Source organism: Roseivirga echinicomitans, from assembly GCF_001592935.1.
GTDB classification, from domain to species: domain Bacteria; phylum Bacteroidota; class Bacteroidia; order Cytophagales; family Cyclobacteriaceae; genus Roseivirga; species Roseivirga echinicomitans.
In genome coordinates this window covers 1-259 of record NZ_LRDB01000032.1, presented here as the reverse complement: position 1 = coordinate 259, position 259 = coordinate 1, and the positions used below count along the sequence as shown (strand labels likewise).

The following is a 259-nucleotide window of genomic DNA, read 5'->3' as shown; positions in this document are numbered from 1 at the left end:
TTTTAGTATATGCTCAGCTAGTTCTGGTGAATCAAGGTTTGGAAGATTGTTAAATGCCTGAATAAATCCTTCCACATCATTCGAGTCTGCCGCTGTACCTACCTTATAGGTATTTATAAACTTCTTCAAATCTGGTAACCCAGAGCTGATCACGGGAAGACCCGCAGCAATGTATTCAAATAGCTTGTTTGGTAAACAGTAACGATCGGACAAAGAAATGTCCTCTATAAACGCAATTCCACAGTCGGCAGAAGAAGTG

1 pseudogene is annotated in these 259 nt (G+C 40.5%); it reads right to left on the bottom strand.

From position 1 onward, the window contains the following. Positions 1-259: pseudogene (locus tag AWN68_RS13230) on the bottom strand (hypothetical protein); the annotation flags it as partial.